This is a genomic window from Cryobacterium sp. PH29-G1, from assembly GCF_030063365.1.
In the GTDB taxonomy this organism is placed as follows: Bacteria; Actinomycetota; Actinomycetes; order Actinomycetales; family Microbacteriaceae; genus Cryobacterium.
In genome coordinates, this window is sequence record NZ_JASISY010000002.1 from 206927 (window position 1) to 221756 (window position 14830).

Sequence of the window (14830 nt, forward strand, 5' to 3'; positions counted from 1 at the left end):
ATCAGTGCCCCGCGGCCAGGGCGATCTCGTCGTCGATAACCTGGCGGAACGCCTCGAGCGGCTGCGCGCCGAGCACCGGAGTGGTACCGATCATGAAGATCGGCGTAGATGTGGCGCCGATCTGTTGTGCCTGGCTGGCATCCACCTGCACGGCTGCACGATGCACCGGATCATCCAGATCGCGTTCGAAGGCCGCCAGATCGGGAACCTTGGCTTGCTCAGCAAATTCCATCAGCGTCGCGCGATCGATGGCGAGGTGTCCGCGCTCGGGTGCGGCGGCGAACACCGCGGAATGGTATTGCCAGAAGCGCCCCTGTGCGCCGGCCGCCCGGGCGGCAACTGCGGCTTGCACGGACTCGTCACCGAACACCGGCAGATCGCGCCACTCGTAGCGCAGCAGGCCGGAGTCGACGTACTCCGTCATCAGGTCGGGCATCGTGTCCCGGGCGAAAATACCGCAAAAGGGGCAACGATAGTCCGCGTATTCGATCATCACCACAGGAGCGTCCACAGCGCCAATCGCGGTCACGTCGCCCTCGAGGCGACGCGCGAGGCCAAGATCATCTACGGATGGTGCCGATTCCTCCGCCGTGGAGGAATCGGTTGAGCCGGGCGTCGACGTCGTATCGGCGTCGGTCATCGTGTCCCACAGAGCGACGACGAGTAGCAGAATGACTATTGCGACTCCGGCTATGCCCCAGATCAACCGTCGCGACCGTGCACGACCAATCGTTGGTCGAGTGCGTTCGGTTCCGGGCATCAACTCTCTCATTTCTCCTCAGTCGATGCTCCGAGCTAGGGCAGACCATCTACTATGCAACATAGTCGACTATGTTGCATAGTAATAATCAGGCATAGTTGAACCATGACGATTCTGACTCGCTCGATGGTGTCCCTGCGGCAGAGCGTAGTGCTCGCTGGTCAAGCGCTTCGGGCCTGGCGTGCCCGGCAGATATTGACGGCGATTGCCGCCACCATTGTGGTCGGCCTGCTCATGGGCTTCGCCACGGTCCTGATCCCGAACCCGGTCTTCGCGCGTGAGATTCCGCCCGTGCCGTGGAATTACCCGGCTTGGATCCTGGCCTCCGTTTTGACAGGGCTGCTCTTCGCCACGTACGTGCGCCCGAACCCTCCGGCATCCGGTGACGACGCAGCACCCCAAACGGACGAAATTCTCCTGCCGGAGCCCCTCGAAGCCGAGGAGCGGCGGAGCAGCCGAATGGGAATTGCCGGGGGGTTTTTGGCCTGGTTCGCGGTGGGCTGCCCGGTCTGCAACAAGCTGGCCTTGCTCGCGCTCGGATATACGGGCGCCATCACGTGGTTCGCCCCGATTCAGCCCTATCTGGCTCTCCTGGCGATCATTCTGTCCGGGCTTGCTTTGCTCTGGCGTCTGCGCGGACAAGTCGCCTGCCCCGCCACGAAACCACGCGAAGCGGTTCACGTATGAGTGCATCTGGAATACCGAAGGCGTTCGAGCCGCTGCGTCTGGGGGCGCTCGAAAAACAGGTCATGGACGTACTGTGGGATCAGGGCCCATCAACCATTCGTTCCATCATCGAGAATTTGCCCAGTGACCCGGCCTACACCACCATTGCGACCGTGCTGGGCAATCTGGAACGCAAAGAACTCGTGACACCCAAACGGGATCAACGATCCGTGCGCTACGCCTCCCGGCACACGCGCGAAGAACACGCGGCTCTACTCATGACGCACGCGCTGGCCGGCAGTAGTGACCACGCCGCATCCATGCTGCACTTCATCGACGCCATCTCACCCAGCGATATCGAATTGCTGCGCACCTATCTTGGCGACCGAAACGCTCGGCACGCGTAGTGAATGCCGTCGTCCTGGCCCTGCTCGTTACGATCGGCATCCTGACCTCTGCCGTTGCGGGCCCGTGGCTACTTCGACACTCCGCACCCGCGCTCGTGCACATTCCCCGGCTGGCCGCTCTCATTCTGACCACGAGCGTCGTCCTCTGGCTGCTGGCCGTTCTGGCCCTGGGCCCGATGACGGCCTGGATCATCTCGGGACCCGCCGTTCTTCCCGGTCAAGCCGCTGAGATCTGCCAGCGCTGCCTCGTTTCGGCCAACCCGCTTGGAGGGACATTCGTTCAAACGGGCGTACCAGCCGTGCTGCTTCTCGCGCTGCCCGCTCTCGCGGCGCTAACCGTGGTCGCCCGCGCTATGCAGCATTTACGGCGCCGGCGACGCATTTTACGAGGTCTGTTTAACGAGATCAGCGCGATAAGTACGCGTGGCACGATGGCTGGCTATCCCGTGCTCCTGACGAATGGTCTGGAGCCGACAGCGTTCGCTCTCCCCCGAAAATGGGGCGGCATCGTGATCTCGACCGGGGCGCTCGCGTTGCTCACACCCGAAAAACGAGTTGCGGTGCTGGCCCACGAACGCGCACACCTGCGCCAGCACCATCACGGGATCATCGGGTGCATTGAATCCCTCGCGCACTCCCTGCGGTGGGTGCCCCTCGTCGCGGCCGCCGCCGATGCGCTGCCCCACTATCTCGAGATAGCCGCGGATGATGCTGCCCGCCGTCGTACCGGAACGACCGCGGTGGCCGGTGCCCTGCTCAAACTCGGCGATCCGCTCACGTCAGACGCACAGAAGAACCTGCCATCCAATGCGGGATTCCTGCTGCACGCAGCCGGTCCCCAGCGAATTCGTCACCTCGTCGCACCTGTTTCCGCGCGCGGCGGCGCAGGTCCGGCAATCGCTACGGTTGTGCAGCTGGCCGTCCTGGCTTCGATCAGCGGTGGGGTCGTGCTCCCGTATGTCACCGCTGCAGTTAACGGATGCACGTAGCCGAGCGGGCGCAAACATTGGCTCTGCTGTCGGTCCCGTCCGGAGCCACGGTCGCGGCCAAGCACGGTGCATCCGCATTCGGGTTCTCCACCTCGTTCCCAGAGAGTGGTTGCTGCCTTACCGGCACGCCATCCACCTAGGTCAGGCCGCGTCAGGCGGCGCCGAGGGCCGACCTTCCGGCTTCCAACCGGGCCACCGGCACTCGGAACGGTGAGCACGAGACGTAGTCGAGTCCGACATCGTCAAAGAAGTGGATCGAGGCGGGATCGCCACCGTGCTCGCCACAGACGCCGAGGTGCAGGTCGGGACGGCTGCTTCGGCCTCGTTCGACCGCCGTGCGCACCAACTCACCGACACCCTCGGTGTCGAGGGACTCGAATGGGGACACTTACCGCCCCGACTGGTGAGATCGTCGAGGTCGATCAGGCCCTCGTCAGCCATGTGCACCGCAATGCGGAACGCGGCCTCAGGGGTGCGCTTTCCAACTCGGGTCTGCAGCATCCAGAGTTTGCCACGCTCGATGGTGAACTCGATGTCACACATGTCGTGACAGTGGTCTTCGAGGGTGCGCATAGGTCGTTGAGACCGACGATGAACACCGTTTCCATCATTCCTGGCAAGGAAAACTTCGCGCCCGACCGAACCGAGACCAGGAGGGGATCTTCGGCCCCACGCTGGCTTTAAACGCGAGGTTCGCTCAATCAATTCGGCCATTGATCGCCCCGGACGCTGCGCTAACCCTGCTCGATGTCCAGACCAGTGCCTCGGCCACTTCACCGGAGCGAATGGTGCAGTGGATCACTCTGCGGGTGCTGGAACCGAAGTGCGGTAGGTGGTGCGCTTTTTCACGCTTCCGTCCGGGTTGTACACGATCCACTCCCCGACCTTGGTACCACGGTTATATTTCCCCTCGTCGAGGAGGTCGCCTGCGGCGGTCCACCGCTGCCACAGCCCATGCTTCTTTTCGTCGATAAAGGCACCTTTCTGCAGGAGGCCGCCGGTTGCGCGGTACCAGGTGGACGGTCCGGTGAGCGTGCCAGAGTCGTAGTTGAACTCGGCACGCAGTCGCCCGTCGGCAACGTGGTGCAGCCACGGACCATGCCGTTCGCCGGCGACGTAGCTTCCAGTAACGACGCCGCCGTGCGGGTCGGGTTCCTCCCACTGGCCCGTCTTTAGGCCCTGTTCGTCAAGAAGATTCATTTGAGGCTCTCGTTGAGAATGTGGATGCCGCAGATGTCGTCACCCGTATACGTCACCCATATATTTAAGCTCCATCGCGCGCCACTGCGCAACTACACGGAGAACGAATTCACATCTGGCCTGCAGATTCGCGGACCCGCAAACCCTCGCGCCAGACCGCTGCGCGCAGCGGCACTCCGGGGCGATAAGCGAGGTGCGAGATCGAGGGCGCGTTCAAAACCTGCAGGTCGGCTCGACCGCCGACGACGATCGAACCGACGGCATCCGTGCCCTGATCGCGGCCGAGCGACTGCGCCGCGCCCCGAGTTGCGGCCCAAACCGCCTCGGTGACGGTGAGGCCCATCTGCAGCACCGCCGTCGCCACGCAAAACGGCATCGAGGTGGTGTACGAGGTACCGGGATTACAGTTTGTCGCCAGGGCGATCGTGACACCGGAGTTCAACAACCGCCGTGCCGGCGGAAAAGGCTGTCGGGTGGATAGGTCACACGCGGGCAGCAGGGTGGCCACCGTGCTGCCCGCAGCCAGGGCGTCGATATCGGTCGCTTCCAGGAAGTTGCAGTGGTCGACGCTGGAGGCGCCCAGTTCAGCGGCGAGTCGCACGCCGCCGCTGAATCCGAGCTGATTGCCGTGTACGCGCAATCCAAGCCCGGCCGCTCGGCCAGCCAAAAGAACTTCTCGAGTCTCCTCAACATCGAACGCTCCCTGCTCGCAAAAGGCGTCGATGAACTGCACGTACGGTCGCACCGCCGCGAGCATGGGGCCGGTCACCAAGTCGAGGTAGTCACGCCGGTCCACCCCAGTGGGCACCACATGGGCGCCGAGATAAGACACAACATCGGCCACCTGAGCGGCGACGCGGGCCGAGCGCCCCTCGCTCGCGATATCGAGTCCGTACCCGGTCTTGGTTTCGAGAAACGTGGTGCCCTGCAATGCCGCCTCGTAACGCAGTGCTCTGGCCGTGGCCACCAACTGCTCCTCCGTGGCGGTGCGGGTCGCCGCCACGGTCGTGTTGATGCCACCGGCCGCATAGGCCTGCCCGGCCATACGGGCCTCGAATTCCGCCGAACGGTCACCGCCGAAGACCAGGTGCGTGTGCGAATCGACCCAGCCGGGCAGAACGGCCCGACCACCAACATCCGTTCGCTGATCGGCCGCGGGAGCCTGATCGGCCGGGCCGATCCAGAGTATTCGGCCGCCACCGATCACGAGCGCAGCATCGTGGTGGCGCGCGTCGGGAGCGCTCGGCTCGGCGTTCGTGGTGAGTTCGCGAATGCCGGTAATGAGCTCGGTCGCGGTCATTAGTCGGCCTGTCTGAGCGCGAGTCGCTGTAGTGCATCCGTCATGAGCGCTGCCGGCCGGATCCCACCGATGAGCTGGCCACTGTCGGCCACGAGGCGTCCGCCCACGAAGACGCGCATGACATCGGAGGCTGACGCCGTCAACGCCAGCTGTTCAGGCAGCGACCCCGAGGTACGCACGCTTGTCGTGCTGATCTCGACGAGGTCGCAGGGGTCACCGGGCTGCAGCCGGTGGCGGCCGAGTCCCAGCGCGGAATATCCGGCGGTGGACGCCGCGGTCAGCAACTCGGCGGGGGCGAAACGACCGCGCTTCTGCGAGGCGAGTCGCTCCCCCATCTCCAGGCCGCGCATTTCCAGAAACGGGTCGATCACAGCGTTCTGATCGGAACCCAACGCAATGGGCGAGCCAGAATGCGCGAGCGCGAGGGCCGGTCCGATACCGTCGCCGAGGTCGGCCTCGGTCGTCGGACACATCACCACGGTCACGCGCGCAAAACCCAGCAGTGCCCGATCATCGTCGCTCAGGTGCGTCGCGTGTACGACGCTGAGTCGCGGCGTGAGCGCATCGATCGAATCGAGCAAACCGGCCGGAGTGAGGCCGTATTCGATTTCGCAGTCTGCATTTTCTTGCGGCTGCTCCGACAGATGGATGTGCACGGGGATTTCCGGAGGCAGACCGGCGAATACGTTCCGCATCGCATCGGGTGTGACCGCGCGAACCGAGTGCACGGCGGCCCCGAGGGTGACCAGATCGTTGTCCGCGAGCCGGGAACGCAGCGACTTCCAGCGCGCCAGCCAGCCGGCCACGCCTTCGTCGCCGAACGCACGCTGGTTCGGCGCGAGCTCCCGCCCGATCGCGCCCTGGAGATAAACCGTGTCGAGCAAGACCAAACGGATGCCGACCGCTCGCGCCGCCGAGGCCAGCGCGAGCTCCATGGCGTGCGCCGGTACATACGGCTCGCCATCCCGGTGGTGGTGCAGGTAATGAAACTCGCCGACCGCGGTATAGCCGCTGGCCAGCATTTCGGCGAAAACGGCGGTGGCCAGCGCCTGGTAACTTTCGGGATCGAGCTGAGCGGCAATGCGGTACATGCTCTCGCGCCAGAGCCAAAAGTCGCCACCCTCGCCGTGGGTCCGGCCACGCAGCGCCCGATGGAACGCGTGCGAATGCGCGTTGCCGAACCCTGGCAGTACGGTGCCGAGGCGGGTGTCCGTTGTCTCGGGAGCCACTCCGGGCTGCACGCGCGAGATGCGCCCGCCCGCATCCACTTCGAGCCGTACACTGGCGACGGCGATCCCCTCGACGAGCAAGGATTCGCACCAGAAGCTGGTAGCTGTAGCAATCTCGGCCAGGCCGCCGAGCTGTCCGGGCAAGGCTAGCTTTCCCACATGGGCACGCGCAGGCCGCGCTCGCGCGCGACTTCTTCGGCCCGCTCGTAGCCGGCGTCGACGTGCCGCATGACGCCGGTACCGGGGTCGTTGGTGAGCACCCGCTCAATCTTCTCGGCGGCCAGCGCGGTGCCGTCGGCGACGATAACCTGCCCGGCGTGGATGCTGCGGCCGATTCCCACGCCGCCACCGTGGTGGATCGATACCCAAGTCGCGCCGGAGGCGGTGTTGAGCAGGGCGTTCAGGAGCGGCCAGTCGGCGATCGCATCGGAACCATCCTTCATATCTTCGGTCTCGCGGTAGGGCGAGGCGACCGAACCGGAGTCGAGGTGATCGCGGCCAATCACGATCGGTGCTGCCAGTTCGCCGGAGGCAACCATCTCATTGAACTTGAGCCCGGCCCGGTGGCGTTCCTGGTAACCGAGCCAGCAGATTCGAGCCGGCAGCCCTTCAAACTGCACCTTTTCTTCGGCCTGGGTGATCCAGCGGTGCAGCTGCATGTCGTTCGGAAACAGATCCAGGATAGCCTTGTCGGTGGCCAGGATGTCGGCCGGGTCACCGGAGAGTGCCACCCAGCGGAATGGGCCCTTCCCCTCGGCGAAGAGCGGGCGGATATAGGCCGGTACAAAGCCAGGGAATTCGAAGGCTCGCTCGTAGCCGCCGAGTTCGGCTTCGGCGCGAATGGAGTTGCCGTAATCGAAGACCTCAGCGCCGGCATCCTGAAACTCGACCATGGCGTGTACCTGCTTGGCCATCGCGGCACGGGCACGAGCGGTGAACTCCTCCGGGCTCGCAGCGGCGTAGTGGTGCCATTCTTCGACGGTGACCCCCTCAGGCAGATAGGAAAGCGGGTCGTGGGCACTGGTCTGATCGGTGACAATATCGATCGGCACCTTCCGGTCCAGCAGCTCCGCAAACACCGTTGCGGCATTGCCGACCAGACCCACCGACAGAGCCCGGCGTTCAGTTTTAGCCGCGAGCACGCGGGCGATTGCATCGTCGATATCGTCGGTCATCTCATCGAGGTAGCCGTGATCAACGCGGCGTTGCAATCGAGCCGGGTCGACGTCAACGATGAGTACGACACCGTCGTTCATGGTGACGGCGAGCGGCTGCGCGCCGCCCATGCCACCAGCCCCACCGGTCAACGTGAGGGTGCCGGCCAGGGTTCCGTTGAACCTCTTTGCGGCCACAGCGCCGAAGGTTTCGTACGTGCCCTGCAAAATGCCCTGCGTGCCGATGTAGATCCAGGATCCGGCGGTCATCTGCCCATACATGGTGAGTCCGAGGTGCTCGAGCCGGCGAAACTCGGGCCACGTGGCCCAGTCCCCCACGAGGTTGGAGTTGGCAATGAGCACGCGGGGTGCCCACTCATTCGTGCGAAAGACGCCGACCGGCTTGCCCGACTGCACCAGCAGGGTTTCATCTTTTTCCAGCGTTTCCAGGGTCCGCACGATCGCGTCGTAGCACTCCCAATTGCGGGCGGCCTTGCCCGTACCGCCATACACGACGAGGTCGTCGGGGCGCTCGGCAACCTCGGGGTCGAGATTATTCATGAGCATCCGCAGCGGCCCCTCGGTCTGCCAACTCTTCGCGGTCAGCTCGGTGCCGCGGGCGGCGCGAACCGGGCGTGCCGTATGCGTGGTGTCTGAAGTCACAGTCGGGTTTTCCTAACCTTGGTTTGGGCAGAGGATTTGTCGGGAATGCTGCAGATCCATCATGTGGCGTACAGCTGGCGAGATTCACCGAGCAGAGCCTGGCCGATGCGCTCGATACTCGAGGAAGTAATGCGGTAGCTCGGAACGACAACACTGAGAGCGCCTACGACGCGGTCGCTGACATATATCGGTACCGCCACAGCCGTGACGTCGCGCTCCACGCCGTCACTGACCACGCAATAGCCGATATCACCGGTGCGGCCCTGCAACGCTGTGCCCGCGGCGCTTGAGTCAAGGGGAAATTTGCGGCCGACCCAATTCGCGTGCCGAACAGAGTGCGTTCCTTCTACGATGGCCACATACAGTCCCTGCCGGCCTGGTGCGGGAATGCTCAGGTAGGCGGACTCACCGGTTTGCTCCACGATGCGTGTCATCGGATCGCGGCACAGGGCCACGAGCGATTCTTGACTCAGGGCGAGAACACCCAGCTGCACAATGGCTGCACCCGGGTGAAAGTTACCCTCGTCGTCGCGGCGAATAAAGGTTGTGGCCTCCAGCGTGCGCAGCAGACGCAGGGCGGTACTGGCCGAGAGGTCGACAGCCTTGGCAGCGTCACCGAGGGTGACCGGGCCTTGCTCGCAGACAATGCTGAGCAGGGCCAGGGCTCGTTCGGCCGTGCGAGTAGTCGTATCGGGCTTGATGGGTACTGCACTCATGCCACGATCCTCGCGCTTTCGTCAGGTTCACACTTGCAATGAGTAAAACACTCTTTTCATTAGATGGCAACACCGAACGTGAACGTGCCCTGAGAAAATGAGTTAGCCCTGTCAGGCACGGCTCATTGCATGCTCGGAGGTATTTTCAATCTGTGACCACCGACAGGAGATGCCCGCAGTGATCGAGCACCGACGTGTCGTTTAGGGGTTGCGCTCCGTGCACACCGCCATTGTGTCGCGCACAAAGGTGGCACCGTCGAGCCCGCCGTAGTTCTTCGCCCAAACGCCAGTCGATCCCCCTTCCGCAAGTACGAATGGCACGAAGGGGGGCACCTGCTCTAGGCGGCGCTGCCTAACGTTCCCGTCGGCACCGGGCTCGTATCGGTACCAAACACAAAACGAGATTTTTCTCGTGCAGCACGTGATGTTGGGTGCATGATGAAGGTGGAGATGCCTTCGTCTTCGACTTCGCCGGCGGCACTATGCGCCAGCAGCACCTCCGCGGTGGCAAGGGCGCCGACGTGGCCGAGATGACCGCTTTCGGATTGCCTGTCCCGCACCGAGAAGAGATGCCATGACCCCCACCGCCGCCCCGTTCGTACACCTGACCGCTTCCGCACCCGGCGCATCCGCGTCGTCGAACGGCGCGTCGTGAGGATCGTGTGCGCCCCGGACTCGTTCAAGGAGTCCATGACCTCAGTTGAGGCCGCGGAAGCGATGGCCAGGGGCATCAAGGGGGTCGACCCGAGCATTGTGTGCGAGCTGGTACCGATGGCCGACGGCGGCGAGGGGACCACGGAGGCGCTCGTGACCGCGCTGCAGGGCGAGTGGGTTGAGGCCGACTGTCACGATGCTCTCGATCGACCGATCACGGGCCGTTACGGATTCGTGCCCGTCAGCCGCTTGGCTGTCATCGAGGTGGCTGAAGCCGCCGGACTCGCCCAGATCACTCCCGGTGATCGGGACCCGTGGGTGGCCACATCCCGTGGCGTCGGTGAATTGATTCTGTCAGCGCTGGATCATGGGGCGATCGAATTTATCATCGGTTTGGGAGGAACTGCGACGAATGATGCGGGCGCCGGTATGCTCACGGCTCTGGGCGCCCATTTTCTCGACGCCAATGGCATCGCCGTCGCCGATGGTGCCCGTGGCCTGACTTCGCTCGTTTCAGCGGACCTCGGTTCCCTTGACAACCGGTTGCGCACGGTGAAGTTCCGCCTCGCCTCAGATGTCACGAATCCCTTGCTCGGCGACCGGGGCGCCTCAGCAATTTACGGTCTGCAGAAGGGTGCGAGCCCGCAGGATGTTCCTGGGCTCGATGCCGCTCTGGAACGCTGGGCGGATATCGCGGAAGCAGCCTTCGATCGGCACGTACGTGACATTCCCGGCGCTGGCAGCGCGGGAGGACTGGGTGCCGCATTCGCCGCGGCCACCCACGCCTCCTTGGAAAGCGGCGTCGAACTGGTCAGAGACGCGGTCGGGCTGCGGCAGCGGATCGCCGGAGCCGACTGGGTTTTCTCCGGGGAAGGGGGTATCGACCGGCAGACGGCGTCGGGAAAAACACCGTGGGGCGTGGCGCAGGCGGCCAAGGCGGAAGGCGTTCCCGCCATCCTCTTCGGCGGACGGATCAGCGACGGTGCCTACGAGCTGATCGGTGATGCCGTCGTCGCCGTCGTGCCGATCCTACGCCAGGCTACAGACCTGCCGTCCGCGCTACGCGACGGCAGCGTTAACCTGGAAAGGGCTGCGGCCACGGTCACCCGGCTTCTCACCGCCCGGATAGGTTGCCCCTAGCCCAGGCCCGCGCAACCTCTGGGCCGAACGCGATGAGGCCTCTGGCGGCATCGGCGGGCCGTGTCGGGTCAAGGCCGGTTGCGCGTTCGAAGGCGTTGAGCCGGTTCACCACGGTGTTGCGGTGGCAAAACAGGTTGAGGGCCGTCTGCTTCAAGGAGCCGGTGCGGGTGAAGTCGGCGAAGGTTTCCAGCAGTCGGGCTCGTTCGCCGTCGAGAATATGATCAAGGGCGGTGGCGATGCGCACCAGCTCAGGCATGGTGCCAGAGACAGCGTCGTGGGCAAGGACCGGCCACACGTCCTCTTCGGTGCGCAGAGTGTCCTGGCTCCCGGTGCTGTGCTGCGCAATGGATCGGGCGGCGCGCACGCCGTGGGGCACGCTGCCGAGCCCGACGACACCTCGCACGAGACCCCCCCGAATCGCGGGCAGAGACTGCGACCAGGACGAGTCCTGGCGCTGTTCCCGCACGAGGACGACAGCGTCATCGAATTCCGACGACAGCAGGAGACGACCTCGCTCACGAAGTTCCAGCTCATCGCGCGCGCCGGCGAAGAGGGCAGCGGGAATCACAGCAATCTCAAACACCGCGTTCACCGCAACGCCGAGACGTCCCGCGACGGACACGGCAATGTCTTCGACATCCCCCTGCGCGTTGAGCAGCCGTGCAAAGGCTCGCGAAACTTCGATTTGAGAGTCATGAGCCAGGGCGGCCTGCTCATCGAGGAAGGCGACTTGAACATCGCCAATGTACTGCTCGACGATTGTCAGCAGCTCTTCCGCGTGCAGAACGATGAGCTCGCCGGACTTGCCGTCGTTGGCGCGCACCAGACCCGACCACAGAACGCGAAAATCAAGTCGCACTGCTTCGAGCAGGCTTTCGCGGGCAATGCCTTGGCGCGCTCGTCGCACTCCCAATCGCCGGGGAAGCTCAATCTGTTTCGCGGTCAGTGGCACGCCGGCAATCTTTCGGATCAGCATGTCCAGCGTTTCGATCGCAGTGGCACGCAGGTCATCGGAGGGAACAATATGGTCGCCGTATGCCCCGAGCTGGGCGACGCGTTCGAGAAAATCATCCACGAGTAGGTCGCGTTGTGATTCGAGGCGTTCAACCAATCGAGCCCATGCCGCGGCATCCGAGGGCGGTGATTCCGGTGCTGTGGTCACGCTGTGACTCCTGACGTGGTGTCGGCTCATTAATGCGGATGGGTGGCGCTGCATGGCTGCACCGACCAAGGCGGCGTCTGCCCGGATTGGGCGTCTGTCCAATCTACCGGTCGCCCGAGTGCCGAGATGTTTACCCTCCCGAAACACGAACGAAACACGAGGCTCGAGGTCTTCCCCGGGCCTTTTACACGGCCCGATGCTGCATTTTCCCCCGGGGTCCCGGGCCGGATACCGGATTGAGATAACACATGAATAGACGACCCGATGGTTCAGAGTGTGCATTCGCACAGTTTTGAATCAAATCCGTGTGCGAATGCCGATTGCCACCCGACCGGAGAAAAGAGAGTGTTATCTCACACAGCTTCACCAACTCGCCCTTCCGGAGGACACAATGACAACGACGCCACTCGCTCCGACCGGGTCCGAGGAAGTCGCCTCAGCGCGACTCGATCGAACCAAAATGCGAAAGATCGCCCTCGCCAGCGTGATCGGCACCACCGTGGAATGGTACGACCTGTTCCTCTTCGGCACGGCCTCGGCACTCGTCTTCAACAAGGTGTTCTTTCCCGATCTCGACCCCGCGCTCGGAACCCTGTTGGCTTTCCTCACTTTCGCCTCGGCCTACGCGGCACGTATAGTCGGCGCCGTGTTCTTCGGTCACTTCGGCGACCGCCTCGGCCGCAAATCCATGCTGTTGATCTCGCTCATCACCATGGGCGCCGCCACCTTCGCGATCGGCCTCATCCCCGACGCCAGAACCATTGGAATAGCCGCACCCTTCATCTTGCTGTCCCTGCGTTTGATTCAGGGTCTGGCGCTCGGAGGGGAATGGGGCGGCGCCGTCCTGATGACAGTTGAGCATGCTCCCGCAAACCGCCGCGGTTGGTACGGGTCGCTCGTGCAAGTCGGCGTTCCGATCGGAACGCTTATCGCGAACGTCGCTTTCCTGATCGTCGCGGCCACGATGAGCAATGAGGATCTCATTGCCTGGGGCTGGCGTATTCCGTTCATGGCATCCGCTTTGCTGGTCGGTGTCGGAATCTACATCCGCCTGCACATTGAAGAGACGCCGAGCTTCACTCAGGTGCGTGAGCAGGGCGCCAAAGCCAAGCTGCCGTTCACCTACCTCATGCAGAACTACTGGAAGCAGGTTCTTCTGGGCGGCGTCGCGACGCTTTCCACCGGATCCACCTTCACGCTCCTGGTCGCATCCGGCGTGAGCTACGGCACGACCGACCTCGGACATTCCAGCGGCTTCATGCTCTCAGTGGTCATGTTCTCCTGTGTCGTTGCGTTCCTCGCCATCCCCTTCTTCGGGCGCCTGTCCGACCGGATCGGCCGTAAGAAGGTCATCCTCGGTGGTGTCGCAGCAGAAGCCGTTCTGGCATTCCCGTTCTTCTGGATGCTGGACAGCGGCTCCAACTTCATGGTCTTCGTCGCGTACGCACTCATGATGCTCGCCTTCTCGGCCAACTACGGCCCGATCGCCACCTTCCTGGCTGAACTGTTCGGCACCAAGGTGCGGTACTCGGGACTCTCTGTGGCGTACATGCTCTCGGGTCTGCTGGGTTCGGCCATTACGCCGGCCATCACCGTGGCGCTGTTGAACGCAACCGGCCAGAGCTCATCGATTGCGTTCTACATCGTCGGAGCATCCGTGCTGTCACTGATCGCTCTGCTGATCCTGACGGACAACCGAAACCGGGATATCGACTCCGTCGACCTGATGCAGGTTTCGGTGGCTTCTCGATGACGATCAGGAGGGTTTCGACGGTTGAGGGGCTCCGCGCGCCGGTCGGAGCGTTCTCGCAGGCGGTGATCGCCCGGGGCCTCATCTATACCTCAGGCCAGATCCCGATGCTGTTGGATGGTTCGATTCCGCACGGCTTTGAAGCGCAGCTTCGGTGCACTCTCGACAACCTTCAGACCCTCCTGACCGAGTGCGGATCGTCGCTGGAGCACGTCGTCAAACTCAACGGGTACCTGACGGATCCGGATCACCTCGAGCTGTACAACAGGGTGTATCGCGAATACTTCGGCGGACTGCTGCCAGCCCGCACCACGGTGTGCGTATCGCTCTGGGGCGTGTCGCTGGAACTTGAGTGCGTCGCAGTAGTCAGCGACGCCGACGTGAGCGACCGGATATGAACGACGCCGAAGCCGTGCTGTCGGCGCTTGAGTCAATCGAGCTGGCCACACTCGGGCATTTCCTCGAGGAGGGATTCTGCGCACCGGAGATGGCCGCTGTGGTCCCCGGCGCTCGGATGGCGGGGGTTGCCTACACCCTCCATCTCGCTGAACCCGACGCCGTCGCCGTGAACCGCGCCATCATCGCCGCACCTCGGGGTAGCGTGCTGGTGATCGAGGTCGTCGGAGGGCGCCATGCTCCGGTCGGTGACATCACGCGTGCTGCTGCCGCGGCCCGCGGACTTGCCGGAATCGTCGTGGACGGTCTCGTGACGGATCGCCAGGCGCTGCAAGACGGGCCGTTGCCCGTGTTCGCACGAGGATTCACAAATCTCACCACCAAGTTGCTCGATTCCGGTTTGGCTCGTGCCGATGTGCCCGTCATGATCGGGGACGTACTGATCCACCCCGGCGATGTCGTGCTCGGTGACGACAACGGCATTGTTGCGCTGCGTCCCGGCCACATCGACCCCGCCGTCTATGAGCGCGCTCGAGCCTCGGATGCGGCCGAACCCGAACTTCTCCAACGCATTGCTGCCGGTGAACCACTCGAAGAGCTTCTCGTGCTGCACTCCCCCACCGGAACCCCGAAAGGCCACTGAT

At 63.8% G+C, this 14830-nt stretch carries 15 protein-coding genes and 2 pseudogenes; 7 read left to right on the plus strand and 10 right to left on the minus strand.

Translation table 11 applies throughout. The features are described 5' to 3' along the window. Position 1: 1 nt before the first annotated feature. On the minus strand, positions 2 to 640 hold the full coding sequence (locus QMK22_RS03355; RefSeq protein WP_283496218.1) for a DsbA family protein: 639 nt from the start codon (positions 638 to 640) through the stop codon (positions 2 to 4). 225 nt (positions 641 to 865) lie between these two features. Between QMK22_RS03355 and QMK22_RS03360 the strand changes: the two genes are divergently transcribed. The 3 genes from QMK22_RS03360 to QMK22_RS03370 are packed head-to-tail and all read left to right on the plus strand — an operon-like array spanning position 866 to position 2822. Next, entirely contained in the window at positions 866 to 1447 is a 582-nt protein-coding gene (locus tag QMK22_RS03360) for a hypothetical protein (RefSeq protein ID WP_283496219.1), read from the plus strand. After that, positions 1444 to 1833, plus strand: coding sequence for a BlaI/MecI/CopY family transcriptional regulator (locus tag QMK22_RS03365; protein ID WP_283496220.1), 390 nt, complete (start codon positions 1444 to 1446; stop codon positions 1831 to 1833). The genes QMK22_RS03360 and QMK22_RS03365 overlap by 4 nt, the downstream gene beginning before the upstream one ends. Further along, on the plus strand, positions 1833 to 2822 hold the full coding sequence (locus tag QMK22_RS03370) for a M56 family metallopeptidase (RefSeq protein ID WP_283496221.1): 990 nt from the start codon (positions 1833 to 1835) through the stop codon (positions 2820 to 2822). Before QMK22_RS03365 ends, QMK22_RS03370 begins: the two co-directional genes overlap by 1 nt. Positions 2823 to 2973: 151 nt before the next feature. Here the strand turns inward: QMK22_RS03370 and QMK22_RS03375 are convergent. The 8 genes and pseudogenes from QMK22_RS03375 to QMK22_RS03410 all read right to left on the minus strand — a co-directional run. Then, positions 2974 to 3210 (minus strand): annotated as a pseudogene (locus QMK22_RS03375) (putative PEP-binding protein); the annotation flags it as partial. Between the two features lie 119 nt (positions 3211 to 3329). Continuing rightward, positions 3330 to 3536, minus strand: a pseudogene (locus QMK22_RS17480) (hypothetical protein); the annotation flags it as partial. Positions 3537 to 3620: 84 nt separating this feature from the next. Beyond that, complete coding sequence (locus QMK22_RS03385) at positions 3621 to 4022, minus strand: toxin-antitoxin system YwqK family antitoxin (RefSeq protein ID WP_283496222.1); 402 nt, start codon at positions 4020 to 4022, stop codon at positions 3621 to 3623. A gap of 109 nt (positions 4023 to 4131) precedes the next feature. Further along, complete coding sequence (hutI, locus tag QMK22_RS03390; protein ID WP_283496223.1) at positions 4132 to 5322, minus strand: imidazolonepropionase; 1191 nt, start codon at positions 5320 to 5322, stop codon at positions 4132 to 4134. Continuing rightward, entirely contained in the window at positions 5322 to 6695 is a 1374-nt protein-coding gene (locus QMK22_RS03395; protein WP_283496224.1) for a formimidoylglutamate deiminase, read from the minus strand. Before QMK22_RS03395 ends, hutI begins: the two co-directional genes overlap by 1 nt. 2 nt (positions 6696 to 6697) lie before the next feature. Beyond that, positions 6698 to 8368 carry a urocanate hydratase gene (hutU, locus tag QMK22_RS03400; RefSeq protein ID WP_283496225.1) on the minus strand — a complete coding sequence of 557 codons (1671 nt, stop codon included), beginning with the start codon at positions 8366 to 8368 and terminating at the stop codon, positions 6698 to 6700. A 59-nt stretch (positions 8369 to 8427) separates the two neighbouring features. Then, positions 8428 to 9084, minus strand: coding sequence for an IclR family transcriptional regulator (locus QMK22_RS03405; RefSeq protein ID WP_283496226.1), 657 nt, complete (start codon positions 9082 to 9084; stop codon positions 8428 to 8430). A gap of 338 nt (positions 9085 to 9422) precedes the next feature. Further along, positions 9423 to 9776 (minus strand): hypothetical protein, encoded by a 354-nt coding sequence (locus tag QMK22_RS03410; RefSeq protein ID WP_283496227.1) that lies wholly within the window; start codon positions 9774 to 9776, stop codon positions 9423 to 9425. Here QMK22_RS03410 and QMK22_RS03415 point away from each other — a divergent pair. Next, complete coding sequence (locus tag QMK22_RS03415; protein WP_283496228.1) at positions 9775 to 10878, plus strand: glycerate kinase; 1104 nt, start codon at positions 9775 to 9777, stop codon at positions 10876 to 10878. The two genes, QMK22_RS03410 and QMK22_RS03415, sit on opposite strands and share 2 nt — an antisense overlap. Here the strand turns inward: QMK22_RS03415 and QMK22_RS03420 are convergent. Further along, positions 10853 to 12040, minus strand: a complete 1188-nt coding sequence (locus QMK22_RS03420; protein WP_283496229.1) for an RsbRD N-terminal domain-containing protein — start codon at positions 12038 to 12040, stop codon at positions 10853 to 10855. The genes QMK22_RS03415 and QMK22_RS03420 overlap by 26 nt on opposite strands. Before the next feature lie 391 nt (positions 12041 to 12431). Between QMK22_RS03420 and QMK22_RS03425 the strand changes: the two genes are divergently transcribed. The 3 genes from QMK22_RS03425 to QMK22_RS03435 are packed head-to-tail and all read left to right on the plus strand — an operon-like array spanning position 12432 to position 14829. After that, a complete protein-coding gene (locus QMK22_RS03425) occupies positions 12432 to 13793 on the plus strand; it encodes an MFS transporter (protein ID WP_283496230.1) in 1362 nt (453 codons plus the stop codon). Beyond that, positions 13790 to 14188, plus strand: coding sequence for a RidA family protein (locus tag QMK22_RS03430; RefSeq protein WP_283496231.1), 399 nt, complete (start codon positions 13790 to 13792; stop codon positions 14186 to 14188). Before QMK22_RS03425 ends, QMK22_RS03430 begins: the two co-directional genes overlap by 4 nt. After that, positions 14185 to 14829 (plus strand): RraA family protein, encoded by a 645-nt coding sequence (locus tag QMK22_RS03435; RefSeq protein ID WP_283496232.1) that lies wholly within the window; start codon positions 14185 to 14187, stop codon positions 14827 to 14829. Before QMK22_RS03430 ends, QMK22_RS03435 begins: the two co-directional genes overlap by 4 nt. Position 14830: the final 1 nt, after the last annotated feature.